Annotated in this window: 31 protein-coding genes and 1 pseudogene; 15 read left to right on the top strand and 17 right to left on the bottom strand. The window is 67.1% G+C overall.

Going from position 1 to position 26,803, the window contains the following annotated elements:
- Positions 1–5 precede the first annotated feature (5 nt).
- From AC5W7N_RS22235 to AC5W7N_RS22250, 4 genes are all read right to left on the bottom strand, one after another.
- Positions 6–251 carry a hypothetical protein gene (locus tag AC5W7N_RS22235; protein WP_195007316.1) on the bottom strand — a complete coding sequence of 82 codons (246 nt, stop codon included), beginning with the start codon at positions 249–251 and terminating at the stop codon, positions 6–8.
- Positions 248–1,864 carry a cytochrome bc1 complex cytochrome b subunit gene (qcrB, locus tag AC5W7N_RS22240; protein ID WP_495922095.1) on the bottom strand — a complete coding sequence of 539 codons (1,617 nt, stop codon included), beginning with the start codon at positions 1,862–1,864 and terminating at the stop codon, positions 248–250. The genes AC5W7N_RS22235 and qcrB overlap by 4 nt, the downstream gene beginning before the upstream one ends.
- A gap of 150 nt (positions 1,865–2,014) precedes the next feature.
- On the bottom strand, positions 2,015–2,974 hold the full coding sequence (locus AC5W7N_RS22245; RefSeq protein ID WP_495922096.1) for an RNA polymerase sigma-70 factor: 960 nt from the start codon (positions 2,972–2,974) through the stop codon (positions 2,015–2,017).
- Between the two features lie 102 nt (positions 2,975–3,076).
- The gene (locus AC5W7N_RS22250) at positions 3,077–4,264 is read right to left on the bottom strand and encodes an NAD(P)/FAD-dependent oxidoreductase (RefSeq protein ID WP_195007313.1); all 1,188 of its coding nucleotides are present in this window, start codon (positions 4,262–4,264) and stop codon (positions 3,077–3,079) included.
- 299 nt (positions 4,265–4,563) lie between these two features.
- On the opposite strand from AC5W7N_RS22250, the gene AC5W7N_RS22255 reads away from it, so the two are divergent.
- The 3 genes from AC5W7N_RS22255 to sigJ (AC5W7N_RS22265) all read left to right on the top strand — a co-directional run bounded on the left by AC5W7N_RS22255 (position 4,564) and on the right by sigJ (AC5W7N_RS22265) (position 7,020).
- Complete coding sequence (locus tag AC5W7N_RS22255; RefSeq protein ID WP_495922097.1) at positions 4,564–4,956, top strand: DoxX family protein; 393 nt, start codon at positions 4,564–4,566, stop codon at positions 4,954–4,956.
- A gap of 205 nt (positions 4,957–5,161) precedes the next feature.
- Positions 5,162–6,133, top strand: a complete 972-nt coding sequence (locus AC5W7N_RS22260) for an SDR family NAD(P)-dependent oxidoreductase (RefSeq protein WP_195007311.1) — start codon at positions 5,162–5,164, stop codon at positions 6,131–6,133.
- Between the two features lie 77 nt (positions 6,134–6,210).
- Positions 6,211–7,020 (top strand): RNA polymerase sigma factor SigJ, encoded by an 810-nt coding sequence (sigJ, locus tag AC5W7N_RS22265; RefSeq protein ID WP_228821672.1) that lies wholly within the window; start codon positions 6,211–6,213, stop codon positions 7,018–7,020.
- Positions 7,021–7,030: 10 nt separating this feature from the next.
- Here the strand turns inward: sigJ (AC5W7N_RS22265) and AC5W7N_RS22270 are convergent, their stop codons facing one another.
- Positions 7,031–7,510 carry a VOC family protein gene (locus tag AC5W7N_RS22270; protein ID WP_195007309.1) on the bottom strand — a complete coding sequence of 160 codons (480 nt, stop codon included), beginning with the start codon at positions 7,508–7,510 and terminating at the stop codon, positions 7,031–7,033.
- A 62-nt stretch (positions 7,511–7,572) separates the two neighbouring features.
- Between AC5W7N_RS22270 and AC5W7N_RS22275 the strand changes: the two genes are divergently transcribed.
- A complete protein-coding gene (locus AC5W7N_RS22275) occupies positions 7,573–8,217 on the top strand; it encodes a TetR/AcrR family transcriptional regulator (protein ID WP_495922098.1) in 645 nt (214 codons plus the stop codon).
- A 253-nt stretch (positions 8,218–8,470) separates the two neighbouring features.
- Here AC5W7N_RS22275 and AC5W7N_RS22280 read toward each other — a convergent pair whose 3' ends face one another.
- Both AC5W7N_RS22280 and AC5W7N_RS22285 read right to left on the bottom strand, forming a co-directional pair.
- Positions 8,471–9,145: an alpha/beta fold hydrolase gene (locus AC5W7N_RS22280; protein ID WP_228821636.1), complete on the bottom strand. Its 675-nt coding sequence runs from the start codon at positions 9,143–9,145 to the stop codon at positions 8,471–8,473.
- A 1,834-nt stretch (positions 9,146–10,979) separates the two neighbouring features.
- The gene (locus tag AC5W7N_RS22285; protein ID WP_163816290.1) at positions 10,980–11,315 is read right to left on the bottom strand and encodes a YnfA family protein; all 336 of its coding nucleotides are present in this window, start codon (positions 11,313–11,315) and stop codon (positions 10,980–10,982) included.
- Between the two features lie 417 nt (positions 11,316–11,732).
- Here AC5W7N_RS22285 and AC5W7N_RS22290 point away from each other — a divergent pair, with 417 nt between their 5' ends.
- The 3 genes from AC5W7N_RS22290 to AC5W7N_RS22300 are packed head-to-tail and all read left to right on the top strand — an operon-like array spanning position 11,733 to position 13,653.
- On the top strand, positions 11,733–12,098 hold the full coding sequence (locus AC5W7N_RS22290; protein ID WP_163816288.1) for an ArsR/SmtB family transcription factor: 366 nt from the start codon (positions 11,733–11,735) through the stop codon (positions 12,096–12,098).
- Complete coding sequence (arsB, locus tag AC5W7N_RS22295; protein ID WP_195007306.1) at positions 12,095–13,201, top strand: ACR3 family arsenite efflux transporter; 1,107 nt, start codon at positions 12,095–12,097, stop codon at positions 13,199–13,201. Before AC5W7N_RS22290 ends, arsB begins: the two co-directional genes overlap by 4 nt.
- Positions 13,202–13,242: 41 nt before the next feature.
- Complete coding sequence (locus AC5W7N_RS22300; RefSeq protein WP_163816284.1) at positions 13,243–13,653, top strand: arsenate reductase ArsC; 411 nt, start codon at positions 13,243–13,245, stop codon at positions 13,651–13,653.
- A 211-nt stretch (positions 13,654–13,864) separates the two neighbouring features.
- Here AC5W7N_RS22300 and AC5W7N_RS22305 read toward each other — a convergent pair whose 3' ends face one another.
- Together AC5W7N_RS22305 and AC5W7N_RS22310 are read right to left on the bottom strand one after the other, a co-directional pair.
- Positions 13,865–14,092 carry a hypothetical protein gene (locus AC5W7N_RS22305; RefSeq protein WP_495922099.1) on the bottom strand — a complete coding sequence of 76 codons (228 nt, stop codon included), beginning with the start codon at positions 14,090–14,092 and terminating at the stop codon, positions 13,865–13,867.
- Positions 14,089–14,460, bottom strand: a complete 372-nt coding sequence (locus tag AC5W7N_RS22310; RefSeq protein WP_495922100.1) for a hypothetical protein — start codon at positions 14,458–14,460, stop codon at positions 14,089–14,091. Before AC5W7N_RS22310 ends, AC5W7N_RS22305 begins: the two co-directional genes overlap by 4 nt.
- Before the next feature lie 51 nt (positions 14,461–14,511).
- On the opposite strand from AC5W7N_RS22310, the gene sigJ (AC5W7N_RS22315) reads away from it, so the two are divergent.
- The 4 genes from sigJ (AC5W7N_RS22315) to AC5W7N_RS22330 all read left to right on the top strand — a co-directional run bounded on the left by sigJ (AC5W7N_RS22315) (position 14,512) and on the right by AC5W7N_RS22330 (position 17,481).
- Positions 14,512–15,456, top strand: coding sequence for an RNA polymerase sigma factor SigJ (sigJ, locus tag AC5W7N_RS22315; protein ID WP_495922101.1), 945 nt, complete (start codon positions 14,512–14,514; stop codon positions 15,454–15,456).
- 85 nt (positions 15,457–15,541) lie between these two features.
- Positions 15,542–16,705 (top strand): NAD(P)/FAD-dependent oxidoreductase, encoded by a 1,164-nt coding sequence (locus AC5W7N_RS22320; protein ID WP_163816278.1) that lies wholly within the window; start codon positions 15,542–15,544, stop codon positions 16,703–16,705.
- A 67-nt stretch (positions 16,706–16,772) separates the two neighbouring features.
- Complete coding sequence (locus tag AC5W7N_RS22325) at positions 16,773–17,129, top strand: hypothetical protein (protein WP_495924173.1); 357 nt, start codon at positions 16,773–16,775, stop codon at positions 17,127–17,129.
- On the top strand, positions 17,020–17,481 hold the full coding sequence (locus AC5W7N_RS22330) for a hypothetical protein (RefSeq protein ID WP_495922102.1): 462 nt from the start codon (positions 17,020–17,022) through the stop codon (positions 17,479–17,481). Before AC5W7N_RS22325 ends, AC5W7N_RS22330 begins: the two co-directional genes overlap by 110 nt.
- Before the next feature lie 268 nt (positions 17,482–17,749).
- Here AC5W7N_RS22330 and AC5W7N_RS22335 read toward each other — a convergent pair whose 3' ends face one another.
- From AC5W7N_RS22335 to AC5W7N_RS22355, 5 genes and pseudogenes are all read right to left on the bottom strand, one after another.
- Positions 17,750–18,124, bottom strand: a complete 375-nt coding sequence (locus AC5W7N_RS22335) for a hypothetical protein (protein ID WP_195021001.1) — start codon at positions 18,122–18,124, stop codon at positions 17,750–17,752.
- A complete protein-coding gene (locus AC5W7N_RS22340; protein WP_195021002.1) occupies positions 18,121–18,612 on the bottom strand; it encodes a TetR/AcrR family transcriptional regulator in 492 nt (163 codons plus the stop codon). The genes AC5W7N_RS22335 and AC5W7N_RS22340 overlap by 4 nt, the downstream gene beginning before the upstream one ends.
- A gap of 78 nt (positions 18,613–18,690) precedes the next feature.
- A complete protein-coding gene (locus tag AC5W7N_RS22345) occupies positions 18,691–19,371 on the bottom strand; it encodes an FAD-dependent monooxygenase (protein WP_324197420.1) in 681 nt (226 codons plus the stop codon).
- Positions 19,372–19,574: 203 nt separating this feature from the next.
- Positions 19,575–19,835 (bottom strand): annotated as a pseudogene (locus AC5W7N_RS22350) (NAD-binding protein); the annotation flags it as partial.
- A gap of 159 nt (positions 19,836–19,994) precedes the next feature.
- Complete coding sequence (locus AC5W7N_RS22355; RefSeq protein ID WP_195021003.1) at positions 19,995–20,597, bottom strand: TetR/AcrR family transcriptional regulator; 603 nt, start codon at positions 20,595–20,597, stop codon at positions 19,995–19,997.
- Between the two features lie 64 nt (positions 20,598–20,661).
- On the opposite strand from AC5W7N_RS22355, the gene AC5W7N_RS22360 reads away from it, so the two are divergent.
- Entirely contained in the window at positions 20,662–22,008 is a 1,347-nt protein-coding gene (locus tag AC5W7N_RS22360) for a flavin monoamine oxidase family protein (RefSeq protein WP_195021004.1), read from the top strand.
- Between the two features lie 31 nt (positions 22,009–22,039).
- On the opposite strand, the gene AC5W7N_RS22365 is transcribed toward AC5W7N_RS22360, so the two are convergent.
- Positions 22,040–22,885 carry an SDR family oxidoreductase gene (locus AC5W7N_RS22365; RefSeq protein ID WP_194992632.1) on the bottom strand — a complete coding sequence of 282 codons (846 nt, stop codon included), beginning with the start codon at positions 22,883–22,885 and terminating at the stop codon, positions 22,040–22,042.
- A complete protein-coding gene (locus AC5W7N_RS22370; RefSeq protein WP_195021005.1) occupies positions 22,882–23,847 on the bottom strand; it encodes a patatin-like phospholipase family protein in 966 nt (321 codons plus the stop codon). Before AC5W7N_RS22370 ends, AC5W7N_RS22365 begins: the two co-directional genes overlap by 4 nt.
- Positions 23,848–24,038: 191 nt before the next feature.
- On the opposite strand from AC5W7N_RS22370, the gene AC5W7N_RS22375 reads away from it, so the two are divergent.
- The 3 genes from AC5W7N_RS22375 (at position 24,039) to AC5W7N_RS22385 (ending at position 25,854) form a co-directional block, all read left to right on the top strand.
- A complete protein-coding gene (locus tag AC5W7N_RS22375) occupies positions 24,039–24,554 on the top strand; it encodes a monooxygenase family protein (protein ID WP_163816265.1) in 516 nt (171 codons plus the stop codon).
- 169 nt (positions 24,555–24,723) lie between these two features.
- Positions 24,724–25,350 (top strand): arsenate reductase/protein-tyrosine-phosphatase family protein, encoded by a 627-nt coding sequence (locus AC5W7N_RS22380; protein ID WP_163816263.1) that lies wholly within the window; start codon positions 24,724–24,726, stop codon positions 25,348–25,350.
- A 96-nt stretch (positions 25,351–25,446) separates the two neighbouring features.
- Positions 25,447–25,854 carry a hypothetical protein gene (locus AC5W7N_RS22385; protein WP_163816261.1) on the top strand — a complete coding sequence of 136 codons (408 nt, stop codon included), beginning with the start codon at positions 25,447–25,449 and terminating at the stop codon, positions 25,852–25,854.
- A 40-nt stretch (positions 25,855–25,894) separates the two neighbouring features.
- On the opposite strand, the gene AC5W7N_RS22390 is transcribed toward AC5W7N_RS22385, so the two are convergent.
- Positions 25,895–26,803, bottom strand: coding sequence for an acyl-CoA thioesterase (locus AC5W7N_RS22390; protein WP_375139421.1), 909 nt, complete (start codon positions 26,801–26,803; stop codon positions 25,895–25,897).

Consider the following 26,803-nt stretch of genomic DNA (forward strand, 5'->3'; position numbering starts at 1 on the left):
TTGCCCTACGTGGTGTCGGCACAGAGCACGCGGTAGGCGCGCGGCGCGTCTTCCGGGAAGACGAGTACCCGGATGCGTGGGGGCCGGCCGGGAGCGGGATATCCGGTGGTAGTCGACCGAATGCCGTTGGCGCGAAGAGTTGCTCGCACACACCGCACGGCCTCGGCGCTGGCAGCGGTGGCAATCGGGAACAGCAGGCCGTAATCTTCCTCGCCGACCTGCCTGCCTCGCCCGAGTCTGCGCAGGATCACCGATCGCCTCCCGTGCCGATGGCACGTCGCTGGTATTCGCGCAGAACTGCCAACTGCCGGTGTTCCTCGGAGCGCTCGATCGCCACAGCTCGAGCGGCCTCGGATTCCGGGTCGGGGCGCAGGAACGACCCTTGCCCCGGTGCACCGGCCGCGCCGAGTGCGTTCATCTTCTTCGGAACCCGCGCGCCCTGGTATCCCAACGGAACCGGATGCCCGTGCTCATCGACCGGCCCCAGCGGCTGATGCATCTCGATGTATTCGCCATGGGGCAGCTGTGTGATCACGCCGGTTTCGATGCCGTGGGCGAGCACGCTGCGATCGCTGCGCTGCAAGCCAAGGCACATCCGGTAGGTCAGGTAGTAGGCGGCAGGGGGTGCGAGCAGGACCGCGATCCGGAAGAACCACGTGGTGGCGTTCAATGAGAGGTTGAACGTCAGGGCGATGATGTCGTTGACGCACGCCAGGGTCAATACGAGGTAGAAGGTCACGGCCATGGCGCCTATCGAGGTGCGCACCGGCACGTCTCGGGGCCGTTGCAGCAGGTTGTGGTGTGCTCGGTCTTTCGACAGCCGCTTCTCGATCCACGGATACACAACTAGCACTGCCAGAACCAGACCCATCACCACCGCGACCCAGAACGCCGCGGGGATCGTGTAGCGGCCGATGTACAGCTCCCATGGGGGCATGAGGCGCGCGATCCCGTCGGTCCACATCATGTAGAAGTCCGGCTGTGACCCTGCCGAGACGTGAGCCGGGTTGTAGGGACCGAGATTCCAGACCGGGTTGATCTGGAGCAGGCCACCCATCAGTGCCGCGGTCGCGAGGGTGAACATGAAGAACGCGCTCTGATCGAGCGAGAACACCGGGACGATGCGGGTACCGACGACGTTGTTCTCGGTCCGCGCCGGGCCGGGGAACTGGGTGTGTTTCTGGTACCAGACGATGCCGATGTGGGCGATGATCAGCGCCAGCATGAGCGCCGGGAACAGCAGGACGTGGGTGATGTAGAGGCGCGGAATGATGATGTCGCCGGGGAAGTCACCGCCGAAGAGCATCCAGTGCAGCCAGGTTCCCACAACCGGAACAGAGATCGTGATGCCGGAGAACGCGGCACGCAGGCCGGTGCCCGAGAGCAGGTCGTCGGGCAAGGAGTAGCCGAAGAACCCTTCGAACAGGGCGAGTATCAGCAGCAGGCAGCCGATGACCCAGGTGACTTCACGCGGTTTGCGGAACGCGCCGGTGAAGAAGATTCGGCCCATGTGCACGATCATCGAGGCCACGAAAAGAAGTGCGGTCCAATGGTGCACTTGCCGCACGAACAGTCCCCCACGCACTTCGAAACTGATGTTCAGGGTGGACTCGTACGCACGTGACATGGTCGTCCCGCGCAACGGCTGATACGCGCCGTCGTAGACGACCTCGCTCATCGACGGGTCGAAGAACAGTGTCAGGTACACGCCGCTCAGCAGCAGGATGATGAAGCTGTACAGAGCGATCTCACCGAGCAGGAACGACCAGTGCGTCGGGAACACCTTGTTGATCGAACGCCGGACGAACGCCGCGCCACGGTAACGCTCGTCCGCGGCGTCCGCGCTCCGGACCACAGTGCTCATGAATCCACGACCTCCCAAACCTCGATGGCGGCTACACACAAGACGTCGCAGAACCCTCGTTCCTGACATGTTGTGACGCACATCACTTTCGATTGCTTTCGCATGCGCGCCGGCGCATTCCACTCCCGGCGCGACCGACTGTGCCGGTATTCAGCGCACGGTCAGGGTTGTCTCGGTTTCGATGCGGGTCAGCTTCTGGGGGTTGCGGACGAAGTACAGGCCGGTGATGCTGCCCTCTTCGAACCGGAACGCCATGACCCCGTCGATCTCGTCGTCCAATCGGAATACCAGCGCCGGCCCGGCATTGAGCACCGTCGGCTCGACAGTGACCGTGGCTTCGGTTCTGCCGATGCCGCCGAGGATGTAGCGAACCACCCTGTCGGCCCCCGAGACCGGGCGCAACGCTGCCTGCTTGATGCCGCCGCCATCGCTGACTAGAACGACCTCGGGGGCGAGCACATCGAGCAGCACTTGCGGATCGCCGGTTTCGACGGCTCGCCGAAACGACTCGAGCGCCGCCCGGGCCTCGCGCACCGAGACCACCGACCGGGGTCGGCGGGCATCGACGTGACGGCGGGCACGGTGCGCGATTTGACGGACGGCCGCTGGGCTCTTCTCGACGGCAGCGGCGATATCGTCGTAGCCGATGTCGAATACCTCGTGCAGGACGAATACTGCCCGTTCGGTCGGCGACAGCGTCTCGAGAACGAGCATCACCGCCATCGACATGCTCTCGGCGAACTCGACATCGGCGGTCAGATCCGGTGTGGTGAGCAGTGGTTCGGGCAGCCAGGGTCCGACGTAGGATTCCTTGCGGCGGTTCATGGTACGGAGCCGATTCAGTGCCTGTCGGGTAGTGATGCGCACCAGGTAGGCTCGCTCGTCGCGCACCTGGCGCGGGTCCACCTTGATCCAGCGCAGCCACGTTTCCTGCAGCACATCTTCGGCGTCGGCGGCCGATCCGAGCATTTCGTAGGCGACGGTGAACAGCAGGTTGCGGTGGGCGATGAAAGCCTCCGTCGACGGGTCGGTGCCGTGGCCGCTGGCCAGCTCGCCGCTCGGCTTCGCCGGCCGTTCGGTTGAGCGCTGATCTTCGCGTGGAGTCTTCACTGCGCTGTCCTCCTTGATGATGACGAGAGCCGAGCGGCCGCTTCCGTGATCGAGGTGTCGGCCCTTTACGGGTGGAGACGATCTGCGTGGCCGAAAGGTCATTCAGAAGGTCGGCAACGTCTGGTCGTCGGGCGTCGCGTGCAGCAGTTGCCGCCGCTTGTCATCGGCAACCCAGGTGAGAGAGCCGGGCTTGTGTGCCTCGCTGCTCAGATGGGTGATCGTGTGCTTGCACACGAATTCCTTCAGCTTGGCTCCAGCGCGTCCGGCGATGTAGAACCTGTTGGCGGTGTCGTGCTTGTCGGCGAACTGGAAGATGCCTCCGCGGCGTCCCAGGCTGATGCACTGACCGAAGAATCCCAGATTGATGGGCTCGGGTTGCCCGCCCGCGATCCGCGCCAGCACCGTGTCGGCGGCGTGGGCACCGATCCGCGTGGCGGACTGGCAGCTCATCCGGAATGGCACTCCCGATGGCGCCGCCGCGTCCCCGGCAGCGATGATGCGTGGATCGTCGACGCTCGTCAGTGTCTCGTCCGTGAGTAGACGCCCTGCGGTGTCGGTCATCAGCCCACTCTGTGCGGCCAGGTCCGGTACTCCGAACCCTGCTGTCCAGATCGTGACCGCGCTCGGCACCGTCTGGCCCCCGGTGAGGTGTACGGCATCGGATGTCACCGCGGTCACCGTCGCTTCAGCACCTTCGAGCACGGCCACGCCGAGCGTGGCCATTCGCTTCGACACCGCGCGCCGGCCCCGAGGGTGCAAGTATGGGCCGACCACAGCGCCGCAGGCCAAGGTGACCGATCGGCCCTGCTCGGCCAGCTCGGCGGCGATTTCGATTCCGGTTGGCCCGGCACCGACCACCGTTATCGGAGCTGTCGCGGGCATAGCCTCGATGATCGGACGCAGCCGCTGCGCCTCCTCCAGCGTGGTGATCGAGTGGGCGAACTCGGCCGCACCCGGCACCTGCCGGTCCCCGCTGACGCTGCCCACCGCGTAGATCAGGTAGTCGTAGCCGATGCTGCCTCCGTCGGTCAACTCGACTCTGCGGGTGTCCGGGTCGATCCGGCTCACGGTATCGACGACCAGTCGCACCCGCTCGCTCAGCACCTCTCGGTAGTCCAGAACCGCCTCATGGTTTCCCGCCACCAGTTGATGCAGCCGGATCCGTTCGACGAAGTCGGGGCGCGGGTTGATCAGGGTCACGGTCACGTCGTCACGCTGCGTGAGCCGATTGGCCGCCATCACTCCGGCGTATCCGCCACCGATCACGATGACGTCGATGTACCCAGCCATGGTGTCTCCTTCGCTGTCGGGTCGGGCATAAGACACCGCGCACTGAGCCGCTGTGACAGTTCTGAGAGACGGATCACAGTCCAAACCAGAAGCCACGGGCTCGGCAGCCCACAGCGTTCAGGACGCTGTGGCACACATCACGAGCACAGCACTGTCACATGTGCGGGTCCGTTGGTGTCTGGTGCTCGACCGAATACCGCCGGGGAAGCTGTAGCGATGTCGATGGCATCCGGTGAGCAACCCCGCTGGCGACGAAAGACTCGACCGGGTCGCGTCGCCTGTACCTGCAGGAGAAGCTGATGGACCTCACACTCTGGATCGCCGCCGGGCTACTGGCCACGCTCGCCCTGTTCGGAGGCCTCACCAAAGCCTTTATGCCCAAGGACAAACTCGACGAACTGGGCAGGAAGTCCGGTCGCGGATGGACCGAACACGCCAGCGCTTGGTTCGTCCGGACCCTCGGTGCAGTGGAGATCTGCGCCGCTGCGGGCTTCGTCCTGCCCGCAATACTCGACATCGCGCCGGTACTGGTGCCGATTACCGCAGTCTGCTGGATCCTGCTGATGATCGGGGCGATGATCACCCACGGTCGCTACGGTCAGTACAAGTACGTCGCGTTGAACTTCGCCTACCTCGCCATAGCCGCGTTCGTTGCTTGGGGCCGCTTCGGCCCCGAATCGTTCACCGGCTGAGCCGACTATGACACCGCGGGTCAGTGACAACGCGAGCAACGATTTCCCACGGCCCCAGTTGGATCGAATGGCACAGTCCGACCGCAGGGCCACCGACAGATCGTGACGACATCTTGACTTCTGGTCCGCGCCGATATACCGCCAGCATGCGCTTCGCCGCCCGGACCGACTCCTTCTCACCGCAGGGCGTCGACAGCTCGGCCCGATGCCGATCCCCGAAATGTGGCACACGTCACGTGCCGGTGCTGTCACAGAGGCCCGTGCCGGTGACGTCTCATGCCGGACCTCAGGACTCGATCTCAGATCAGACAGGAATCAAGAGATGACTATGACGGAACAAGCAACGGTATCGCTGGCCGGAAAGGTGGCGGTCGTGACCGGGGCGGGGTCCGGCATCGGGGCGGCGACCGCGGTAACGCTGGCGGCGCGAGGCGCGCGAGTGTGCTGCGCCGGACGCACGCTCGAGAAGGTCGAGCGAACGGCCGAGCAGATCACGGCCGCCGGCGGCGAGGCATTCGGGCTGCGGGTCGACGTGGCATCACCTGATGACAATGAGGCGATGATCCGCGAGACGGTTGCCCGTTACGGTGCCGTCCATATCGCGCATCTCAACGCCGCGACAGGGCATTGGGCCAGTGTTCTGGACTACCCGTTGGAGGAATGGGACCGCACGATGGCAGTGAACCTGCGCGGTGTACTGCTCGGCCTGCAGGCGTCGGGCCGGGCCATGCGGGAGGTGGGTGGCGGCTCAGTGGTGGTTACCGCGTCGGCGGCCGGGCTCACCGGTGTGCGAATGTCGTCGGCGTACTCGGCGTCCAAGCACGGTGTCATCGGTTTGGCCAAGTCGGCCGCCCTGGAGCTGGGGCCCGTTGGTATCCGGGTCAACACCGTCTGCCCGGGCTACATCGCCAGCAACGACCTCACCCGGAAGATCGGCGAGGATCTCCACGTCGGCAGCCGATTCCCACTGGGCAGGCCCGGACGCAGCGAGGAGGTCGCCGACCTGGTCGCCTTCCTGGCCAGCGACAGCGCGTCGTTCATCACCGGCGCCGTGTTCACCATCGATGGTGGCTGGCTGGCCGGCGGCATCGACCTCCAGGGCGATTCCGTCGAAACAGCCGGCACCGACCGGGTTGCCGCGCTTGCCAATACCTATTCCCCGGCGCCCAGGCCGTGACCGAGAACAAGCGCCAGGACCCTGCCACCGAGGTTTTCCTCGCCCACCGCAACCTGCTCTTCACGGTGGCCTACGAGATGCTCGGCTCGGTTGCCGACGCCGAGGACGTCGTGCAGGAGACCTGGCTACAGTGGGCGCACGTCGATCTCGACACGGTGCGGCATCAGCGTGCCTACCTGGTCCGGATCGCCACCCGGCAGTCACTCACCCGGCTGCGTACGCTCACTCGGCGCAGGGAGTCCTACATCGGCCCCTGGTTGCCCGAACCGCTGCAGACCACGCCCGACGTGGCCGAGGACGTCGAGCTGGCCGACAACATCTCGACAGCGATGCTCCTGGTGCTCGAGACGCTCACACCGACCGAACGCGCGGTATTCGTGCTCCGCGAGGTCTTCGAGCTGTCGTACGGCGACATCGCCGCGACCATCGGTAAGTCCGCGGCGACAGTTCGACAGATCGCGCGGCGAGCACGCGATCATGTGGCGGCTCGGCACACGCGGATGCGGGTCAGTAGATCGGAGCGACAGGCCGTGGTGGAGCGGTTCCTGCTGGCACTGCGAACTGGGCACTTGCGAGACCTCATGGAGGTCATGGCGCCGGAGGTGGTCCTGATCGCAGACGGTGGCGGACTTGTCACCGCCACAAGGACTCCTCTGCGCGGGGCGGAACGGGTCGCGAAATCGCTCGCGCGCCTGAACCGGGTGGCAGCCACGTTCGCGACCACGACCGTGTGGCTCAACGGCGTGCTCGGGGGCCGAATCGAGATCAACAGCGAGACCGCGGCGCTGAGCCTCGTCGTGGAGAACGGCCGGATCACCCAGATCTACGCGATCGCCAACCCGCAGAAGCTGGCGCGGCTGGATGAACCGGTCGCACTCGCCCGGTGAGCCCCGAATGTCAGAGCGGGCGCAGTGGGTCGGGTTCCCAGTTTTCCGGATCTGCGACCGGCATGCCGTACCCAGGGCGTCCCGATTGATCGATGCCGTGGGCCTCCCATGTGTACAGGTGGATCTCCAGGCCATCGGGATCGTTGAAGACCAACAGCCAGCCGATCGAAGCATCAATGACCGGCGAATGCGGGATACCCAGCCCGTCGAGATGGGTCGCCCACTGCTCCAGATCGGCGCGGTCGTTCACCGCGAAGCCCACCGGATCGAAGCCCTTGCAACCGGTCGCCGCCGCGGGATTCTCGCGCAGAGCGACCATGACCCGGCCGAGACCGGGCATGTCGCCGGCCGCTCCACGCACCACGCCGTCGCTGCTGTCAGCGAACTGCAGGGTCGGGCGCATCCCGAAGACTTCGCGATACCAGCGCACCGAACGCGGCAGGTCGGAGACCGGGATCTTGACGTGATGAATACCTGCGAGGTCAGGCATCGGATCCACCTCCTACATTTAGCCGCAGTGACACTGCGGTGAATATTGATAGAATCCTCCTCGTGAGCCGACCCGTCAAGAGGCCCTACCGGGCCACCAAACGAGCCGAGGCCGCTGCCGCCACCCGATCCGCGATTCGGCAGGCCGCCACCGAACTATTCGTCGAACGCGGATACGTAGCCACGACGATGCGGGAGGTCGCACGCCGGGCAGAGATCGGGGAGCGCACCCTCTATGACGCATTCCCGAGCAAGCTCGCCCTGTTCCGGCACGCGCTCGACGTAGCCACGGTTGGCGACGAGGAACCGGTCGCCGTGGCCGAGCGACCAGAAGTACAGGCCGCCATGTCCGAATCCGACCCGATCGCGGCCGTCGGCATGATCGTGGACTACACCGCTGGCCTGCTCGAGCGCGCCGGCGATCTCATCATGGCCGGGGTCGACGCCGCATCGGCCGATCCAGACTTGAAATCCGGCGCCGACGCAGGAGCCGCGGCAACGCGCGCATTCTGGGCCGCCTTCGTGCGAAGCCTCGTCGAACACGGCAGCTTGCGGCCCGACATCGACCCCGACACCGCCGCAGACAGCCTTTTCGCTCTCGCTTCACCACACCTGTTCCGACTACTGCGCCGCGAAAGCGGCTGGCCGGCAACCAAATACCGAAATTGGCTGGCCAACGCGGTGGCCGCCCACCTACTCACACCCTGATCGGTTCACCAACACCGACCCCGCCGCATCCGCCGATTCTGCCCCGAAAATGGACCTCGATGACCGCCTTGGTGTGATTCCAACCCACAGCACCCGGCCCCTCCGAAGCAACGCTTCGTCGAGCATACGGAGGGCTCTCCGGAGCATATCGACGATGACGATCTCCAGCCGGTCGGCCAGATCCCGCAGCTGATTCAGTAACGCGATCGCGGCACCGACGACGATTTTGCCGTAGCATGACCCGACCATGGCGTCAGATGCTTGCGGCAAGTTCATCAACGAGATCGGCGACGCGGGTCGGATGGTCGTCGAGGGCCAAGTGTCCACAGTCTGCGATCACCCGTAGCTCGGTACCCAGATGTTCGCTGACGGCAGGGCGAAGGCGCTGCGGCGGCAAGAAGATGTCGTGGGAGCCAGTGGCGACCACGGTCGGAACCGACCGACAGCCGGCGAGTAGTTGCGGGCTCAAAGGCGCTGGCGCCAGGGTGGTCCGGCAGTACCGGGCGACCAAGGTCATCCATACGACCAGGTCCGGTGTGGCACCGCGTGTCGGGCTCGTCATCAGCTGCAGAAGTCGACCCGTGCTGGTGTAGGACGGGGCGGCGAGCCAGCGGAGGGTGGCCGTTAACAGGCGGGGCGGCACCGCCAGACGCACGAGCCCGGCGGGCGCGACCAGTACGCGCCCAGCGATCCGCTGCGACGAGCAGGCCAGCGCTATCGCGCCGCCCAGCGAGTGGCCGAGTAGCACGGCCCTATCGGGCACGGTTTGCTCCAGCGTCTCGCCGAGCCACCGGCCGTACCAGGTCATCCGGTCCCTGCTCGGCCGCTGCGACGCGCTGAGTCCAGGTTGGCCTGGCATGTCCAGGGCGATGATTCGGCGCCGCGAGGCCAATTCCGCCAGGAATGGCAGTGAGGCCGCGGTGTTCATATTCGTTCCTGGGACGACCACGATTGCGGGCTCCGGCTCGCGTGCGTGGCCGAGTTCCACGACACTAGTCAGCCCGGCCGAGGTCGTAATGCTCCACTGCCGGTGAGAGATGCCCGAGTCCTGCAACTGGGTGTTGCACCACAGACGGATCAGTTCACGACTGGGTGCGTTGAGGTAAGCCGACCTCATCGGCTCACCCGGCCCAGATCAATCTGATGACCGCGGCAATCAGCAGAAGCGCGCGGCAACGGGCGTCGATGAGCAGGATCGCGGTGATCTGTCGTGCTTCCGGCCAGGGTCCTCGATGCCAACAGCGCGGGCCGTTGCCGGGAAGGAGGTGAGCTCATCAGTGCAAGTCATCTTTCGTCGACGTCGGTCCCGACCCCGGATGGGGCCAGGCACGCCGACCAGACTTCCCGGCTCTCCTGGCCGTAAAAGATGCCGCATACCCGCTGAAATAGCAAACACAGCCCCGCGCAACCCCTCCGAGCAGCGCCCACCCGTTGCAGCCGCTGCCAGTGAAGATCTGGCTTATGCCGTATCAGCCTGAGGCAGGATGGTCCGCAGCGTACTGTTCATGCCAGCGGTCGACGAGCGGCACCAGTTCGTGAGCATGAACGTGCAGAAGCCCTGCATCCCAAGACCCGCGAAGAGGTGACCATGTCCGGACCGATCGCGTCTATGCTTTCCTGCGCCACCGCGCTACGCATGGCGGCGACCAAGCTGTTCTGCTGCGACATCAACGCCGCCCAGGCCGTGGATCGAAACCGGTGATGGTCTGTCGAATTCACCCCCGGAGGCGCCCTACTCGCACCGGCACCTTCGATGGGTATGGGCTTGATATCTGGGCAGTGCACAATCGCATCCTCCCGAGGCGCCTCGCCCACGGATTCGACCGTGGCCGAAACCGTTCCGTACGCGGTTCGGTCCGCAATCAGTCCGCAGCAGTGCCTGAGCGCGTCCATGACACCCAACGACACCAACGAACACATTCGCTGGTCAGCGCGATATCACCGTCGGGGCCAACACTCCCCCATCACTGCAAACGTCGAAAGCGACGGTCTCAAAAACCGTTGTCCTCACGGACGTGTGGGTTCGAGTCCCACACTCGGCACTCACATCCCTTCGCCCACCCCTGTTCGCGGAAAGCGCTCACCAACGGGGATGTTCGTCGTGTTTTCCGGGGGTGCACCCCCCCCCAGACCCCGCCCGGCGGGCTCCGCCCCGGACCCCCTCTTAGTGGCCCTTCCCGGCAGTGAGGGCCCCACCACGGTGAACCTGGGCTCCCGCGAGTTCTGGGCGCACCCGGTGAGTTACCCGGATACTTCCGAAATCAGTCGTCGCGTCGGCCATGCGATGTAGTCGATCGCCGTCGCCGCGGCATTCAGCGATGCTCGGGCGCGGGCGAGGATGGTGCCGAGCGTTCACCCATACCGCTGCGATGCCTCCGGATGGTCGCCAGCGAAGGCGTTCCCACACCTCGTCCCCGTTGGCCGTCAGCGACGTAGACGATCGTCTCGGCCAAGCCGCGGTATGCGTCGAGATCGGGGCTGCGGCCGCGAATCCGGCGATGGTGCCGTCGATTTCGGCGATCCATCGGCGGTCGGGTAGCCACGCCTTGGCGACGGGTGCGCCGCTGGGAGTTTCGGTGTGGAAGCCGGCCTCGCCCGTCGCGATGCCGTCAGTGTGGATCTCGCGCACGGCTTCCAATCGCTCTCGGTCATACGCCCGACGGTGATGTCGTCGGGGAAGGCGGTGGGCTGCCCGATTCCGCCCGGATGCCGAAAGACGCCAGTAGGACAACCTGTGTCGACCGCAGAAGCGACGGGCCGAGTCAGGCCGGGCGTGGTGCGTACATGATGACCGCGACCCCGATCAGGCAGATGCCGGCACCGATCATGTCCCAGCGGTCGGGGCGGAAGCCGTCGAAGGCCATACCCCAAGCGAGCGATCCGGCGACGAATACCCCTCCGTAGGCGGCGAGGATGCGTCCGAAATTCGCATCGGGCTGCAACGTGGCGACGAAACCGTAGACGCCAAGCGCGATGACGCCCGCACCGATCCAGGCCCAGCCGCGGTGCTCGCGCACGCCCTGCCAGACCAACCAGGCTCCGCCGATTTCAGCGACAGCCGCCAAGACGAACAACAGCACCGAACGCGCAACAGTCACAGCCGGTCAGCCTAGGCGGCGGGCCGAGCGCCATGGACGTGCCGGATAGTCATCGACACTGCCGCCCCCATGCCCGAACGAGAGGCCCTTGCCGACGGAGGTAGGACATTGTCCCCTACTCGGCACGACCGCGGGCCCTTCCCTCCGGTCTGTGAACGGCACCGGGCAATCAGGGCTTTCGCTACATCCGAGCAGGTCATCGCAGCCGGCCGCCAGCGCCGCACGCAGGGTGTCACGCACAGCGGTCAGCTCCGGGCCCGGCCGGTGACCGGCGCGCACATCGCCGACGAAGAACCGGTCGAACTCGGCGATCCGGATCGGGCGGTCAACCGCCCGCACAGTCCGGTCCTGCGATCCGCGCAACCGTTCACCGGAAGTTCGCTTGCCGACCATTTCGATAACTGTCAATATCGATGCATGTCTAAACCAGGGTTGCTCGCGGCGGACTGCGTGTGCGCGCCGATTGTGCGTGAACCAGTGGATGCCGAGACCGCTGCCGAGTTGGCGGTGGTGTTCAAGGCGCTGTCGGACCCGATGCGGCTGCGGCTGCTGAGCACGATCGCCTCCCGGCGCGACGGTGAGGCCTGCGTGTGCGACCTGTCCGAAGGGATCGATCTGAGCCAGCCGACGATCTCGCATCACCTGAAGGTGCTGCGTGAGGCCGGTCTGATCACCAGCGAACGCCGGGCGTCCTGGGTGTATTACCGCGTGGTTCCGCAAGCCTTGCAGCGACTGTCGGATGTGCTGCTCGTGGAAAGCGGCGCCGCGGAGGTACGCGCGTGAGCGTCACCACCGAGACACCGACCCCGGTGGTCGGCAAGCTGTCCACCCTCGACCGCTTCCTACCCCTGTGGATCGGCGCGGCCATGGTCGCCGGGCTGTTGCTCGGCCGGATGATTCCCGGCCTCGGCGATGCGCTGAGCGCAGTGGAGATCGACGGGATCTCGCTGCCGATCGCGCTCGGGCTGCTGATCATGATGTACCCGGTGCTGGCGAAGGTCCGCTACGACCGGCTCGACACCGTCACCGGAGATCGCAAACTGCTGCTCGGATCCCTGATCCTGAACTGGGTGCTCGGTCCGGCGCTGATGTTCGCGCTGGCCTGGCTGCTGCTGCCGGATCTGCCGGAATACCGGACCGGGTTGATCATCGTCGGGCTTGCCCGCTGTATCGCTATGGTCATCATCTGGAACGACCTCGCCTGCGGTGACCGGGAGGCCGCCGCGGTCCTCGTCGCGCTGAACTCGATCTTCCAGGTGATCATGTTCGCCGGGCTCGGCTGGTTCTATCTGTCGATCCTGCCCGGCTGGCTCGGCCTCGAACAGGCCACCATCGACGCGTCGCCATGGCAGATCGCGAAATCCGTGCTGATCTTCCTCGGCATCCCGCTGCTGGCCGGATTCCTCACCCGCCATTTCGGCGAGAAGGCCAAGGGCCGCGACTGGTACGAATCCACCCTGATCCCCCGCATCGGTCCGTGGGCACTGTACGGGCTGCTGTTCACGATCGTCATCTTGTTCGCGCTCCAGGGCGAGCAGATCACCTCCCGCCCGTTGGACGTGGTTCGCATCGCCGTCCCGCTGCTGGCCTACTTCGCGATCATGTGGGGCGGCGGCTACCTCCTCGGCGCCGTCATGGGCCTCGGTTACGAACGCACCACCACCCTCGCTTTCACCGCCGCGGGCAACAACTTCGAACTCGCCATCGCGGTCGCCATCGCCACCTACGGCGCCGCCTCCGGCCAAGCGCTCGCCGGCGTCGTCGGACCGCTCATCGAGGTCCCCGTCCTGGTCGGGCTCGTGTATGTGTCGCTGGCATTGCGCACACGGTTCCGCTCGGCCGGCAGGCCCACGTCGATTGCGGCGCACCCGCCAGCCGCACCCTGACAAACCGAACACCCTCGCTGACCCGAAAGGCACACTCCCCCATGGCGAAAAAGCCCAGCGTCCTGTTCGTCTGCGTGCACAACGCAGGCCGCTCCCAGATGGCCGCCGGATTCCTCACCGCGCTGGCGGGAGACGACATCGAGGTCCGCTCGGCCGGCAGCGCCCCGGCCGATTCGATCAATCCCGCCGCGGTCGAGGCGATGGCCGAACTCGGGATCGACATCTCCGCGCAGACACCGAAGATCCTGACCTACGACGCCGTCGAAGCCTCCGATGTCGTCATCACCATGGGCTGCGGCGACACCTGCCCGGTGTTTCCCGGCACAAGCTACCGCGACTGGGTTCTCGAAGACCCAGCAGGCAAGGGCGTGGAATCGGTGCGCCCGATCCGCGACGAGATCAAGTCACGCGTGGAGGCACTCATCGCCGAACTGCTGCCCGCCCGCGCCTGACTGCCGAGGCAGCTCGACCTCCCTGCGCACCATCGAGGTATCCGAACCGGCACCGTTCTGCACATACCCGGAACCTGCGATCCCGATGTCGACCCGGCGCTGATCACATTCAGTCCCGACTTGGACCGAGTCCGCAGCAACGGTGGCGACATCCGTCGGGAACGAGACAGGTACGGCCAGCAAGCTCGGTCTCGCCGGAACGGCGACACCCCTACTCCACCAACGACTCGACGCCTTCGGCATCAGCGTGCACCACATCGTCGATCTTGGTGACCGAGCGGTCCAGCTTCACCAGCGGCACACCCGCCAGCAGGGTCGGGATCACCGCCGAGAAACCGCGCAGCGAGCGCGGCTTATCGGTGTAGAGCTCGATCATTTCCTGGGTCATCCCCGCGCCGTGGGCTTCTTCGCACACGGCCGCGATCTGGGCTTCGGTCATTTCGGGCTTCCCGGCGGAACCGACCCGCACCACATCGGTGACGCCGGCGGTGGCCGATACCTTGAACCGATGCGTTCGCCCCGCTCGATCGCGTCGCGTTCGGCCACCACCTCGTAGGCCACGTCGCCGACGCTGCGCAGCGTGGTGACACCGCTGTTCAGCTGGGTCGCGATATTGCGTCGGGTCCGGCCGGCGAGCATGCGCCTGCCCAGCGGCCCGCGCAGAAACCACATCGTCACCGATTCGAGCGACTTGTTGGCGTAGATCGAGGGCAGTGGCCTGCCGTCAGGGCCGCCGCTTTGATCACCAGCCGGATGGTAGCCCGGCCGGATGCCATTGCGGGCCGATACGCCCCCGCTGGATTCCACCGGGAGAACCGAATCCGATGCCGGGAACGCCCCTGCGGTTATCGTCGATCCATGGCAGTTGGCGTGCGGGAAGTAGCCGTATTCGAGGATTTCCGGCCTCGCTTGGAGGCGATCGCGTACCGGCTACTCGGGTCGGCCGGCGACGCCGAGGACGCGGTGCAGGACACGTTCGTGCGCTGGCACGCCGCCGATCATGACGCGGTGGAAACACCACAGGCGTGGCTGACCAAGGTGCTCACCAACATCTGCCTCAACCAGCTCACCTCGGCGCGGGCGCGCCGTGAAGCCTATGTCGGCCAGTGGCTGCCCGAGCCGGTCTTGGCAGGCGACCGGATGGCGGGTCCGGCCGATACGGTCGAGCAGCGCGAATCGGTGTCGATCGCCATGCTCACGCTCATGGAAAAGCTCTCGGCCAGAGAGCGCGTCGTCTACGTGCTGCGTGAGGCATTCGGTTACCCGCACAGCGAGATCGCCGAGATCCTGGAGATCACCGAGGCCAACTGCACACAGATCTACCGGCGTGCCAAACAGCACCTGGTCAACGGCAAGACGCGCCGGGAGGTCGACGAGACCGCCGCGCGGAAGGTTGTCGAGGAGTTTCTCACCGCTTCGCTCAGCGGCGATATCGACGCGCTGGTGCGGATGCTCGCCGACGACGCGATCAGCATCGGCGATGGTGGCGGCATCGTCTTCTCGCTGCCGGAGCCGGTGACCGGTGCGTTGCGGGTGGCGCGGTTCTTGCGCCGTCTCTTCGAACCCAGCGAGGGCAAATGGGCCATGATCGGAGGCCGCGCCGACATCTTCGCCGGGATGGCCAACGGCATGCCCGCGCTGGTGATCACCGTCGGCGAGCGCATCGTCGGCATCATCAGCCTGGAGCTGACCACCGACGGTATCGCTTCCGTCCACACCCAGGGCAATCCCACCAAGCTCGAACGCGCGACCCGGCATTGGGCGGCAGCTGGGCACGCCGAACCCCTCACCCAGGGTTGGTGATGTAGCTCACAGTCTGCTTCCTGTCAGATTTCGCGCTGCTGTCCGGTTCAGGGACCGAACACCACCGCCAGACAGGAGCAAGACCATGAAGCACCGCATCGTCGTCCTCGGCGCCGGCTACGCCGGAGCCAACGCCGCCGGCCGCCTCGCCCGGCGGCTGCACCCCGCCGACGTCGACATCACCCTCGTCAACGCCGACTCCGAGTTCGTCGAGCGGATTCGCATGCATCAGGTCGCGACCGGTCAGCGGCTTCGCCGCCGTTCGCTGACCGATGTGTTCGCCGGTACCGGTGTGCGCGTGCTGGTGGCGCGGGTCCAGGCGGTCGACGCCGACCGCAAGACCGTCACCCTCGCCGATGCCGACGGCGATCGCGCCATGACCTACGACACCCTCGTCTACGCCCTCGGCAGCGCCGCAGCACACGGCGGCGTGCCCGGAGTAGCCGAATACGCGCTCGATATCGCCGGTAAGCAATCGGCGCTGCGGGTGCGCGATCGGCTGGCAGGCCTCGACGCGGGAGCGACCGTGCTGATCGCCGGTGGCGGGCTCACCGGCATCGAAGCCGCCTCCGAAATCGCCGACGCCCGACCGGATCTCGAGGTCGCCATCGCTGTGCGTGGCCGCCTCGGCGAGTGGCTGAGCGAGAAGGCACGGCAACACCTGCACACGGCGTTCGCCAGACTCGGTATCACCGTGCACGAGCACACCGACATCACGCGGGTCGAGCGTGACGGCGTGGTCGCCGTCGACGGGCGAACGATCCGATCGCAGCTCACGGTCTGGACAGCCGGATTCGCCGCGCACCCGATCGCCGCGGCCTCGACCCTCGAGGTGTCCGGCAGCGGGCAGATCGTTGTCGACGACACGATGCGGTCGATATCGCACCCGGATGTCTACGCCGTCGGGGACGCCGCGCTCGCACCCGGTAAAAACGGTGTGCCGCTGCGCATGTCCTGTGCGTCGGGAGTCCCGTCGGCTCAGTACGCCGCCGACGTCATCGCTGCCCGCTTGGCCGGCCGCGCGGTGCCGCGCAACGAGATCGGTTACTCCGCCCAGTGCATCAGCCTCGGCAGGCGTGACGGCATCGTGCAGTGGGTCACCCCGGACGACCGGCCCAAATCCTCCGCGGTGACCGGCCGATCGGCCGCGCGACTCAAGGAGTTCATCTGCAAGAGCGCTGTCTGGAGCACCTCACACCCGACCTCCATGATGCCGTCGCGCCGCCGCCGCGTCACCGCCATGGCGTAATAGCCAGGCCGCCGCTACCGCTATCGACACCGCCGCGCGGACCGTCACTCTCGACAGTGGGGTCACCCTGCACTACGACACGCTCGTCTACGCCCTCGGCAGCACCACCGACACCGGCGTCGTCCCCGGCGCGGCCGAGCACGCCTGGACGCTCGACGACCCCCGCTTGGCCCGCGACTTCTCGAAGCGGCTGGCCGAGACCGCGGCCGCCGGCGGCACGGTCACCGTTTGCGGCGGCGGCCTCACCGGGATCGCACCTCGACAACGGCGACACCATTGCCTCGGACCTCATCCTGTGGACCACCGGAGTAAAGGTGGCTCCGCTCGCCGCGCGGGCCGGAATCGCGACCGACGCGCGCGGGCTGATCGTCACCGATGCGACCCTGCGCTCGATATCGCACCCCGACATTCACGCCATCGGTGACGCCGCGCTGGTCCGTCAAGCGTGGGGGCAGTTGCACGGCACGTGCCAAAGCGGGGTTGTCACCGCCGATTACACCGCTTCGGTCATCGACCAGCTGCTGCGCGGCAAGCCGGTGAAGCCGTTACGCTTCGGCTATTTCCACCAGCCGGTCAGCCTCGGCCGCAAGGACGCGGTCATCCAGTTCACCAATGCCGACGACACGCCGAACCGGTGGTACCTCACAGGCAGAGCGGCGGTCATCTACAAGGAGCAGGTCAGCAGCACCCCGCCGCTCGCCGCCAAGCTCAGCCGCCACGTCAAACTGCCGGTGCAGCTGTCGAAGGGCGGCCGCGCGACTCGCAAGACGCCGTGAGGCGCAAGTATCGCGTATCGCGGTCGATCGCACGTCCGCCTCGAGACACGGCCGGATCACCACGTGAGGCGTGTCCGTGACGGGGTGTGGTGACCGCGATGGCGGGTACCGCTACAGCAGGTCAGCGATCTGCCCGGGCAAATCGGTGATCGAGAGTGCACCGGTTCAGGCCATGACGCCGGTGCACTCGTCGCAACCGCCCGCGGGGATATCCGCTTCCCGGGCGGAGCGCGGCCGCGGGGTTCGTGCCGCGCTGACCCGGGCGGGGTCAGCGGTCGGGGCGGCTCGGCGGGATCGCCTGGTCGATGAGGTCGACGGTGGCGCGGGGGTCGTCGACCTGGATGATCAGGCGGGCGTAGCGTTCGTCGCGCAGTTCGATGACGACGGCGCGGCTCGCGTCGCGGACGTCCCAGAACACCCGCTCACCCCCGGTGTAGAAGGTGCCTGCGGTGATGACGCCGGGCAGGTAGGTGCCGGGGGCGCGAATGCCCTTGGACTCCTTCACCACTCCGGGGTCGACGGTCGCGCCGCGGACGTTGGCCAGCGGAATCTCCAGGCGGCTCTTCAGGGCCCAGAGTTTGCTCAGGCCCTCCATCTCGACGACCAGAGTTCTCTCGCGAATCGCTATCTTGGCCAACGTCATTCCTCTCGATCACGCTCGGACGGATGGGATAGGAGGCTTCCGCTCGCCCTGGCCCGCAGGCGCAGACCGAGGACCGTCGCCGACAGCGCGGCGGTGTCACCGGTGGGGGTGGCACCGTCCGACACAGCCGCGTCGAGCGCATCCAGGGCGGCGGCGATCTCGCGAGCGACGTCCGGATCGACCGGTGCACGCTCGACCGCCGCCAGCAACAGAAAGTCCAGATCGGCTGCCGCCGGCAAAGTTTCGCGCAGGTTCGGCTCGTCGCCGACCCGTGCGAGCACTGGACGCAGCCGGTGCTCGACGTACCACCGCAGCGCGGCCAGATACAGGCCTCGCTTGCTTCCGAACACCTTGTACAGGCTGTTGCGATGGACGCCGAGCCGGTTCACCAGATCGTCCACCGACACACCGTCATAGGCCCGCTCGGCGAACAACCTCGCCGCCACGGCGATCACCTCATCCTCGTCGAAACCCCGCGGCCTTCCCATGACCACAGCATGCCAGTTGAGGAACGATCAGTCAAGAACGATCGTTCCTCAACCGAGTGGCCGCCACTGACCGGTGAGTTACGGCTCGGCCGGCGCGGTGGCAGCAACGGCCGGGACTCCGGAATCCGGCAGCCCCGCGTAATCGGGTAGCTCGACTCCATTGATGGCGCGCTCGACCAACTCGGCGAACCACTCCCCGGTGAAATCGGGGCCCGGCTCACCATCGGTCCCGGTGACGTCGCGGCTGCGAGCGTTCAATCGGGCGATCTCCTGATCGGCCTCGACGAACGAGCGCATCCGCGCCTCGTAGCGGGCGAAACCGATTTCCGGATCCCATCCGGCAGCAGCCAACTCGCCGGCCAGCACGTAGGCGCCGACCAGCGCCAGCCCGGTGCCCTGGCCCGACATCGGCGAGGAACTGAACGCGGCGTCGCCGAGCAGCCCCACCCGCCCACGCGACCAGCGATCCATGACCACTTGGGCGACCTGGTCGAGATAGAAGTCCGGGGCATCGTCCAGGTGCGCGAGGATGCGCGGGGTCAACCAGCCGAAGCCGTCCATCCGCTCACGCAGCAGCCGCTTCTGCGCATCGATATCGCGGTAATCGACGTCGACGTCGGCCGCGGGAAAGGAGAACATCGCCATCGCCCGGGTGGCGTCCCGGATCGGCCGCAGCCCGGCCGAGCGCCCGGCCTCCTGATACTCGAGCAGCCAGGTACCGAGCCCGAACTCATTGGGGACGCTGAAGAAGGCCAGCACATGGCCGAGGTGGCGGACGAACTGCTGTCCTCGTAGAGCACCTGCGACAAGTCACCGCGCAGGATCTCGATCTCCGCGATGAAGCCGTCGCCGCCGTCGTCGTCCACGCGGAAGGTCTCCAGCACGTTCCCGTCCGCGTCCACAGTGTGTGCGCCGACGGTCTGGGTGCAGGCCGCGCGAACCGCGGAGTCCAGCCCCATCCGCCGGATGACGTCCTTGGTCACACCACGCGCGTCCACGGCCTGGCCACCGGGGCGCAGTTCGGCGGCTCGTTCCACCACGGTCACCGCGGCACCACGCCGGTGCAGCCAGTGGGCCAGCGCGGGCCCCGCTATGCTCGCTCCCGCCACCAACACTCTGATACCGCTCACCGCGCCTCCCACCTGCCCCGCCGGATCATCGTCCGGATCGATTGGTTCCGACACACCGCAAGCGGTGCATCCAGAGGTATCGATGGCAGACACGCGAGGAATTCATCGGTGATGTCGGCACCGATGACGGACGCCGTCATTTCCGCAGGCGCGGCACACAGCGCAGCCGCCCGAGCCGGCTCATGTCGACCGAGCCTCGATATCGACGCGCATGAGCGCGATGCGTTCGGACCCCACCGAGTCCGAGCAGCATCATCCCCGTGACTGCCCGGCGGCGAGGCCACTCAACAGAGCGCGTGCCACGGCGGCGGCTTCGGCCCGACCCTTCTCGACGTCGTCGGATTCGGCGATGGTCAGTGACATCTCGGTCAGCGCGCCGTACAGCGCGCTCGCCACCAATTCCGGCGGATGCGGCTGGATCACGCCGGCGTCGAGCAGGGTGCGCGCGCCCTCGAGTACCAGGCTGTTCAGGTGACGCCGGTCCACTTCCCGCCAGCGCCGCCAGCCCAGTGCGATCGGAGCTTGCAGCAGCACGATATGGCGGTAATCGGGTTCCACACAGACGTCGAGGAATGCCTCCAGACCGCGATCGACACGTTCGGCCGGGTCCGTCGCGGAGTCGATGGCAGCTCTGATGCGTTGCGCTGCACGGACTTCCAGTTCGTCGACGACTGCCTCGAACAACCCCTTCTTGCCGTCGAAGTGGTGATACAGCGCGCCTCGGGTCAATCCGGCGGTACGCACGAGCTCCTCGGCGGACAGATCGGTGTATTCCCGCACCGCGAACAATCGCGCGGCGGTATCGAGTAGTGCCCGGCGAGTGTCCTCGATGTGCTTGTCACGCAGCGACGCCATACAGTACGTTTACCACATACACACTGTATGTCAGATGCGCGGTGCATGATTCTGGAGGATCGAGATGGACAAGTCAGTGGATGTCGTCGTCATCGGCGCGGGCATCGCCGGCCTCGTCGCCGCCCGCGATCTGGTGCGCGCGGGCCACGAGGTGCTGGTACTGGAGGCGCGGGACCGGGTGGGCGGGCGGCTGCTCAACGCCGAGTTGCCCGGTGGCGCGCCCATCGAAGTCGGCGGCCAGTGGGTCGGCCCGACGCAGCATGCGGCGATGGCATTGATCACCGAACTGGGCTTGCAGACGCATCCGACGCACACCGCCGGCCGCCACATCGCCGAACTGGACACGGTCCGCTCCGAATACACCGGCCGGATTCCCGCGCTGAACCCCCTGGCCCTGGCCGACATCGCGCAGACACAGTGGCGACTGGACCGCATCGGGCGCCAGGTGTCGCGCATCGAACCCTGGCGGGCGCGACGAGCCGAGGCGCTGGATGCGCAGACCTTCGACACCTGGTTGCGCCGCGCCACCCACACCGCGACAGGCCGGGCATTCTTCCGGGTGATCACCGAGGCGGTGTTCGCCACCGAACCGGCGGACATGTCGGCACTGTGGGCGAGCTTCTATCTCGGCGCGGGCGGCGGGGTCGATGCGATGATCGGCGTCGCAGGCGGCGCCCAGCAGGATCGGGTGGTCGGTGGGACCCAGATGATCGCGCTGACGCTGGCCGGCCGGCTGGGCGACCGGGTAGTGCTGAACAGTCCGGTGACCGAGATCGACTGGGACGAGGCCGGTGTGCGGGTCCGGGCCGGCGGTGCCGTGGTGCGAGCGCGGCGCGCGGTGATCGCGGTGCCGCCGCCACTGGCCGCGCGCATCCGCTTCTCCCCCGCCCTGCCGGGCGACCGCGACCAGCTCGTCCAGCGGATGCCGATGGGCCGCGTCATCAAAGTCAACGTCGTCTACGACGAACCGTTCTGGCGCGCTGACGGATTGAGCGGCCAGGCCGTCAGCGACCGGCGGCCACTCGGGACGGTGTTCGACAACACCCCGCCGGACGGATCACCCGGGGTGATCGTCGGTTTCCTGGAGGGCCGCCACGCCGACGCGGGCTCACGATTGGATCCTGCCGACCGTCGCGCGCTCGTCGTCGACGACCTGGTCGGCTACTTCGGCCCGCGGGCCCGCACACCGATCGACTATATCGAAAAGGATTGGGCCGAAGAGGAATACAGCCGCGGCTGCTACGGCGCGTTCACCGCGCCCGGCACCCTCACCCGCTTCGGGCACGCCCTGCGACCCGCGATCGGCCCACTGCACTGGGCGGGCACCGAAACAGCCACCCGCTGGGCGGGTTACATCGACGGCGCCGCCGAATCCGGTCACCGTGTGGCGCGCGAGATCGATCCTCGGTGATGCTCTGTCCTTCCTGGACGGTCTGGCGCCCCTACTCGGCCTGGCGGTCGATCCGGTCGAGGTAGCGCCGCCGGACGTCGTCGTCGACGCCGTTGATGGCCGCGTCGTCGTGGAACAGCTTGCGGGCGGTCAGGAAGACACGCTCGGGGATGAAGGGGACGGTTTTCGTCGCGAAGCCGACGTAGGAGGGGACGGCGATTTCCGCCGCGCGGGTTTTCACGGACCCGACGATCGCGGCGGCGATGTCCTCGGGGTCGACGGCGGGCAGTACGCCGAGGTCGATGCCCGAGCTCAACTCGGTACGCACCGCGCTGGGTAGCACTGCCGTCACACTGACGCCGGTATCGGCCATTTCCAGTCGCACCGCGGCGGTCAGGCCGACCGCGGCGAACTTACTGGCGTTGTAGACCGCAAGGCCCTTGAGCGGAAATTTTCCGGCCAGCGACGCGACGTTGACGACGTGGCCCCGGCCGCGCTCCACCATGGCGGGGAGCACCAGGCGCATGCCGGTGATGACGCCGTGGACGTTGACGTCCATCATCCTCCGGTCGATCCGCTCGGTCCCCTCCAGGAAGGCCCCGTTCGGCATGATCCCGGCGTTGTTCACCAGGACGTCGACGGGCCGGTCGTGTGTCCGCTCGGCGGCGGTGACGAACTCGGCGAACGAATCCGGGTCGGTGACGTCGAGGTGGTGCGCGCTCACGCCGGCACCGAGCTGCGCGGCCGCCTCCTGAGCGAGGCCGGCGTCGATATCACCGATCGCCACCCGTGCGCGCCGGGCCAGGAACGCCTGCGCGGTCGCCAGCCCGATGCCGCGGGCGCCGCCGGTGATGAGGACGAGAGCGCCCGCGAGGTCGATCGTGGGATAGCGGCTCATCTTGCGATCTCCTGACTGCTCACGCGGCGGTTCCGCGCCGTTCGGCGAGGGCGGTGCATGGTGGCCGGGACGGCGGCGCGTGCGGCCGCCAGGGTCGCCGTGCGCCTGCGGACATCCATGAAGTTGGGGCCCATGACATCGAGTTCGGCGTGGCCGGGCTCGACGCGGACGACGGCGACACCGGCGCGGCGGAGGAGTTCGACCTCCCGGTTCAGCCGCTGGGTCATCGCATGCCGCATGAGCCGTTCCAACCGCGACAAACCGCGGGCGGGTGCGCCGCCGTGTGAGGTCATCGGGGCGATCACGACGACCTCGTCGACGTCGGCGTCGAGCAGCAGATCCGCGGACGCGGTGGAGCACGCGCCGCCGTCGATCAGGTCGCGGCCGCCGATCCGGACCGGTGGAAACCATCCGGGGATGGCCCACGAGGCGGCGATCGCCTCGCCGAGTGACGCCGACGGTGCGCCCGGTGCGCCGAGGGTGACGCGCTCGCCGGTGCGTACGTCGGTGGTGCCGATCCACAGCGCCGGATGGTCCACCCAGCCCGCGTCGTTGCTCAGGGCGGCGCCGAGCGTGCGCAGCCACGAGGCGTCGCCGCGGCCACGGGGCAGCAGGCCCGCCGCGGCCACCAGTGGTGGCGCGTCCCCGGTGACGAGCCGGGCTGTCATGCCGAAGCCGGGCCAGCGGGGAGCCGGCAGCGGCGGCAGCATTCCCGGGTGGTAGGCGAGGTGCTCGCGCAGCCGGGCATCGGTGGCGCGGCCGTCCAGGGCGTCGTTGATCTCGCGGACGCTGATCCCCGCGCCGAGGATCGCCCCCATTTCGGCGCCGGCCGAGGCACCGACGATAGCGACGGCCTCGCGCGCATCCCAGTCCATGGCTCGTTCGACGGCCGCCAGTGCGGCCGCCGACCAGGCGAATCCCAGTGTCCCGCCGCACCCGAGTGCGAGTCCGCGGCGGGTCATCGACCGCCGCCGCGGAATGAAATGTCGTGAACGGAACCGTGCGTCATGAACGGAACGGTATGTCATTTCGAGGGGCCGGGCAACGAGCACACGACGATTCCGCCGATGCCGGCCATCCGAGCGCACACCCGGCGGTTCGAACCACGACCGGCTCCGCTGCGTATGCCACTACGACGTCGTGGAGGTTACGCATGCGGGTGAACAGGGCGACGGTGGATCTGTCGGGGTATCCGGACCTCGTGGTGATCTACCTGGGGATGCGGGTACGCAGGCCGCGCGGAATGCTGCGGCTGCTCGGGGTGGGCCCGAAGCTGTATCGATCTCATCGGGATCGGCCCGACGGGCTGCTGTCCCACGAAGACGTCATCTGGTCACTGTTCCCGCCGCACTGGGGTGCGCGCCAGTACTGGCGTGATCTCGACAGCCTGGAGCGATGGACCCGATCGGCGCCGCACCGCGACTGGTGGCAGCAATTCCTGCGGGATTCCGGCGGCACCGGCTTCTGGCACGAGGCCTACTTCCTGCGCGGCGGCATCGACGCCATGTACGACGACATGAGCACCACCACCGGACTCAGCCGATTCGCCCCGGTCCGGGCCAGCCGCGGCCGCATGTTCTCCACCCGCGGCCGCGTACACGGCGAACCCGCGGCATATCCACCGGTGGTGACCGAAACCGATTACTATCCGGGCGATTCCGTAGGATAGGAACGGATTCGCCGGCATCGCGCAATACTCGCGACACACCCGAACTCGAATGGACATCGCGCGGCGATTGTGTACGGGACGCTAAGCGCAGATGAATATGTGGCCGAGCGAGTGTGATTTTGCACTTTTCGTACTTCTGGTCGGTAATCGGGCGATTTACCGTATCCGCATGCACGTCCTGTTCGTCTGCAATGGCAATGTGTGCCGTTCGGTCATCGCCGAACGGCTCGCCCGCGCCATCGCGATCGAACACGGCCTCACCGGGCTCACCGCGGAAAGCGCCGGAACCCGCGCGCTGGTCGGTTTCCCGGTCGAGCCGCTGGCCGCGCAGACCATCGCGGGCCTGGGCGCCGACCCGGACAACTTCCGGGCCCGCAAACTCAAACCCGAGCACATCGACCGCGCGGATCTGGTGCTGGCCATGACCGAACAGATCCGAGATCAGGCCGCCGCCATGGCTTTCGGGGCCGCGGCGCGCACCTTCACCCTGCTCGAGGCGCACCGCATCGCCAAGGTCACCGGCGCGCGCACCGTCGCCGAATTGCACCGGGCCCGCAATGATCTGTCGCTGGTCGGCCGGGAGAATATCGCCGACCCGGTCGGCCTGTCCGAACCCGCCTACTGCGCCGTCGGCGACCGCATCGCCGAAGCCCTGCTGCCGCTGCTGCTGGCCCTCGACACCGGCGCACCGCAGCCCGAAGATGCCGAGCATCCGGGGCTTGTTCTGCAACCGGCGCACGGCCCCGCTCCGCTGGCAACGTTTCTGGCCGCTCAGCGCACGGGCTGGTATGCCTGACGCCCGCGCGGTTACGGACTACACTCCCGCGAAAAGACCTCCGCCGTCGACGTTTAGACCCGGTGGCGCCCTCCGCACACACGACAGGAATCAGACATGCCGAAACGCATTTCGGATGTTTCGCTCCATGTTTATGTGACACCGGAAAACCTCGAACGCATCGTCGATGCCGTGCGAACGGCCCTCGACGACCACCTACAAGACCGCGATGTGTTCGCCTGGCGGTTCACCCTGCCCGCCGCGCCCGACGATCCCTTGCATCGGGAATTCGAAAACAGCTGGCGCACAGCCCATTCCGGTGCCGCGCCGGAAGGGCACGGCACCTACGAAATCGCACTGAGCCTGGTGGGCGATCCCACCGAATTGACCGATGCCGACATGGTGGCGCTCCAGAACCGTCTGCGCGCCGGCCTCGACAGCGTCACCACCGCCGATACCCCGCTGACGATCCGCGCCCACCAGCGCACCGACGTCGACCTCTACCCCACCATCGAACGGATCTGAGCCGCGCAGGCGCCCGGCACCCGGGCGCCTGCCGGCACGATCAGCGGCGGGCCGGGAAGTGGCGGATCAGCCCTTCCTGCACCGTGGTCGCGAGCAGTTCGCCGCTGCGGGAGTAGAAGCGGCCGGTGGCCAGGCCGCGCGAGCCCGCCGCCACCGGGGATTCGGTCGCGTAGAGCGCCCAGTCGTCGAAGCGGAACGGGCGGTGGAACCAGATGGAATGGTTCACCGTCGCCGCGACGATGCGATCCAGGCCCCAGGACAGACCATGGGTGGTGATGATCGAATCGAGCACCGTGGTGTCGGAGGAGTAGCCGAGGGTCGCGACGTGGATCAGCGGATCGTCGGGCAGGATGCCGTCGGCGCGCATCCAGACCCGGTTGTGGTTGAGCCGCTCACCGGTGCCCTTGAGGATCCAGGCCGGATCGTTGGTGTAGCGCATATCGATCGGATGCGGGGCGTTGACGAACATCTCCAGCTTGTCCTCCAAGCCTTCGAAGCTCTCCTCCACCCGCGGCAACGTCTCCGGATCCGGGACCTTCGGCTGCTCGTGGGCATGCTCGAGGCCCTTGCCCCAGTCCTGGAAGGCGGCGAGCATGACGAACAGTTCCTGCCCGTCCTGGCTGGCGGTGACGGTCCGGTTGGCGAACGAGCGACCGTCGCGGTGGCGGTCCACCCGGTATTCGATCGGCTTCTTCACATCGCCGCCGCGCACGAAATGCGCGTTGACAGCGTGCACCGGACGGTCGCCGACCGTCCGGCCCGCGGCCATGATCGCCTGCGACACCAGCTGCCCGCCGAACGTGCGGCTCCACACCTTCTCCGGGTGCTGACCGACGAACACGTCCTCGTCGACCTGTTCCAGATCCAGCAGATCCAGCAGTACGTCCAGATCGGTACGCTGCGCCCGCGTCACATCGACGCCGACGGAGTCGTCAAGCGAAACGCTCAC

Source organism: Nocardia sp. CDC519 (genome assembly GCF_059509835.1).

Coding starts and splice junctions, on each gene's coding strand:
- sigJ (WP_228821672.1), top strand. CDS start 6,211: ATGCTCGGCTCGGTTGCCGACGCCGAGGACGTCGTGCAGGAGACCTGG.
- AC5W7N_RS22355 (WP_195021003.1), bottom strand. CDS start 20,597: ATGGCGTCGCTGCGTGACAAGCACATCGAGGACACTCGCCGGGCACTA.
- AC5W7N_RS22380 (WP_163816263.1), top strand. CDS start 24,724: ATGCACGTCCTGTTCGTCTGCAATGGCAATGTGTGCCGTTCGGTCATC.
- AC5W7N_RS22300 (WP_163816284.1), top strand. CDS start 13,243: ATGGCGAAAAAGCCCAGCGTCCTGTTCGTCTGCGTGCACAACGCAGGC.
- AC5W7N_RS22250 (WP_195007313.1), bottom strand. CDS start 4,264: ATGGCTGGGTACATCGACGTCATCGTGATCGGTGGCGGATACGCCGGA.
- AC5W7N_RS22260 (WP_195007311.1), top strand. CDS start 5,162: ATGCCGATCCCCGAAATGTGGCACACGTCACGTGCCGGTGCTGTCACA.
- AC5W7N_RS22270 (WP_195007309.1), bottom strand. CDS start 7,510: ATGCCTGACCTCGCAGGTATTCATCACGTCAAGATCCCGGTCTCCGAC.
- AC5W7N_RS22365 (WP_194992632.1), bottom strand. CDS start 22,885: ATGAGCCGCTATCCCACGATCGACCTCGCGGGCGCTCTCGTCCTCATC.
- AC5W7N_RS22305 (WP_495922099.1), bottom strand. CDS start 14,092: ATGACCGAAGCCCAGATCGCGGCCGTGTGCGAAGAAGCCCACGGCGCG.
- AC5W7N_RS22370 (WP_195021005.1), bottom strand. CDS start 23,847: ATGACCCGCCGCGGACTCGCACTCGGGTGCGGCGGGACACTGGGATTC.
- AC5W7N_RS22375 (WP_163816265.1), top strand. CDS start 24,039: ATGCGGGTGAACAGGGCGACGGTGGATCTGTCGGGGTATCCGGACCTC.
- AC5W7N_RS22255 (WP_495922097.1), top strand. CDS start 4,564: ATGGACCTCACACTCTGGATCGCCGCCGGGCTACTGGCCACGCTCGCC.
- AC5W7N_RS22280 (WP_228821636.1), bottom strand. CDS start 9,145: ATGAACACCGCGGCCTCACTGCCATTCCTGGCGGAATTGGCCTCGCGG.
- AC5W7N_RS22385 (WP_163816261.1), top strand. CDS start 25,447: ATGCCGAAACGCATTTCGGATGTTTCGCTCCATGTTTATGTGACACCG.
- AC5W7N_RS22335 (WP_195021001.1), bottom strand. CDS start 18,124: ATGACGTTGGCCAAGATAGCGATTCGCGAGAGAACTCTGGTCGTCGAG.
- AC5W7N_RS22360 (WP_195021004.1), top strand. CDS start 20,662: ATGGACAAGTCAGTGGATGTCGTCGTCATCGGCGCGGGCATCGCCGGC.
- AC5W7N_RS22340 (WP_195021002.1), bottom strand. CDS start 18,612: ATGGGAAGGCCGCGGGGTTTCGACGAGGATGAGGTGATCGCCGTGGCG.
- AC5W7N_RS22320 (WP_163816278.1), top strand. CDS start 15,542: ATGAAGCACCGCATCGTCGTCCTCGGCGCCGGCTACGCCGGAGCCAAC.
- sigJ (WP_495922101.1), top strand. CDS start 14,512: ATGGCAGTTGGCGTGCGGGAAGTAGCCGTATTCGAGGATTTCCGGCCT.
- qcrB (WP_495922095.1), bottom strand. CDS start 1,864: ATGAGCACTGTGGTCCGGAGCGCGGACGCCGCGGACGAGCGTTACCGT.
- AC5W7N_RS22290 (WP_163816288.1), top strand. CDS start 11,733: ATGTCTAAACCAGGGTTGCTCGCGGCGGACTGCGTGTGCGCGCCGATT.